This is a genomic window from Cetobacterium somerae ATCC BAA-474, assembly GCF_000479045.1.
GTDB classification, from domain to species: domain Bacteria; phylum Fusobacteriota; class Fusobacteriia; order Fusobacteriales; family Fusobacteriaceae; genus Cetobacterium_A; species Cetobacterium_A somerae.
This window is the reverse complement of the sequence record NZ_KI518162.1, coordinates 1-1,716: the sequence shown is the minus strand read 5'-3', so window position 1 is coordinate 1,716 and position 1,716 is coordinate 1. Positions and strand designations below refer to the sequence as shown.

Sequence of the window (1,716 nt, the reverse complement as noted above, 5' to 3'; positions counted from 1 at the left end):
AATTATATTATTTTATAAAATTAAAATAATATTTTTAGACTATACTTTATTAAAATATCTTGAGAAAATCTCTTCCTCTATTAGGGAGAGATTTTTTCAAGGCAATATTTCTAATTTTTTAGATTTTTATATTAAAATATTAGTAAATTATAACAATAAAATTTAAAAAATGAAGGTGAAATCTATGAAGATCTATAACTTAGAATATCCAAGCTAAAGAGCTTATGCCGCTTAAAAATTAATTTCCATTCTTAAAAGAGGTTGATTCTATTGCATTAAAATAAGTTTTTAAAAATTTAGAAACTGCATACAAGAATTTTTTTCAGAAAAGAGCGAGCTTTTCTAAGTTCAGATTAAAAAATCATATAATGCGATAATATTGAAGTCTTTAGCATGAAAGGTGTGAATCAAGTGTTGAACTTTAACAAATATATTGCAGATAGCGATTGGGAAATGTTTACAACTATGCTTCAATATAAATTAATGAATACATCAAATATTAAGGTTAAAGTCTTTTAGAACCACATTATTGTTGCTCCAACTGTATAATTTAAATATATCAGATATTAAGGTTAAAGTATTTCATAAGATTTCACTCAAAAAGTCTTTGTCAACATTTAAATACATCTAATGTTAAGGTTTTTATTATTTTATAACCACCATTTAAATTTAAATACATCAAAATATTAAGGTTAAAGTCTTTTAAAAGAAAAAAAGATTTAAATTATTACATCTATATATATTTTCAAAACATTGTAGTTTTAAATTAAAGTTAGTATGTAAAAATTTATGGTAAGTATATTGATTTGTAATCTTTTCTAACTCATATGGAAGATATTCTTCGTATTTAAATAATTCTCCTCTCATTTTTTGAGGCTGACTAATAGTTTCTACACTAGCTTTATTTATAAGGCTATGTATTTCACAAGTATCTTCAATATTTTCAACATCTAAAATTTCAACATCTTCTACATTAGCAATATGATCATTTTTTCCTAAATAAGGAATATATGTAAAGTGATATTTTAATAATCGTTCCTCTAAAGTCCTTAAAAGACTAGAGTTATTATCCAATAAAATATAGATATCCCATTCAGGATTTTCAAGCCACTGCTCTTTTACAATAAGGTTTCCACCCTCTTCAAAGCTTGCATATCCAACGCTATTATTAAAAACTTGAATTTTTTTAGTTAATGAAATATTTTTTGGGACAATACTAATCTTTAAATCTTTAAGGTTTTCATAGAATTCTGGATATATAGAGGGTTTAATCTTTCGTTTTTGTTGATTGTATCCTTCTAAACCTAAAATAGCTCCCAAAATACCAAGAAGAGCAATTTTATGTATATTAGAATATGTGATTCTATACAATCTTTTAACATTTTCTACCCCACTATCTATTTAAACTAAATAAACTTTGCGTTTACATATCCAAATCCTCGAGCACCAAGTTCTAAAAGACCTGTTGAAAAGATAATCCATCCTAATTTTTGGGCATATTCATTATCTTCAATTTCAATTTGTAATTTATCACCTAAAAGAGTTATATCTTTGTATTTTGTTCCTATTGGAGTTCTATTTTTTAAATTTATTTTTTTTATAAAATTAAAATTTTCATCTAATTTAGTATTAAAAAAGAAATTATATTTTTTTATAGCATTTTCTTTTATTCTTTTTTCAAAGGTTGGTGTTAGAATAAGTTTGTAGACATAAAAT

At 23.7% G+C, this 1,716-nt stretch carries 2 protein-coding genes; both read right to left on the bottom strand.

Features of this window, described 5'->3' with window-relative positions:
* Positions 1–702: 702 nt before the first annotated feature.
* Complete coding sequence (cas5b, locus tag HMPREF0202_RS07200; RefSeq protein WP_023052393.1) at positions 703–1,371, bottom strand: type I-B CRISPR-associated protein Cas5b; 669 nt, start codon at positions 1,369–1,371, stop codon at positions 703–705.
* Positions 1,372–1,406: 35 nt separating this feature from the next.
* The coding region (locus tag HMPREF0202_RS07195) for a CRISPR-associated endoribonuclease Cas6 (protein WP_023052392.1) at positions 1,407–1,716 on the bottom strand (310 nt) is incomplete at its 5' end.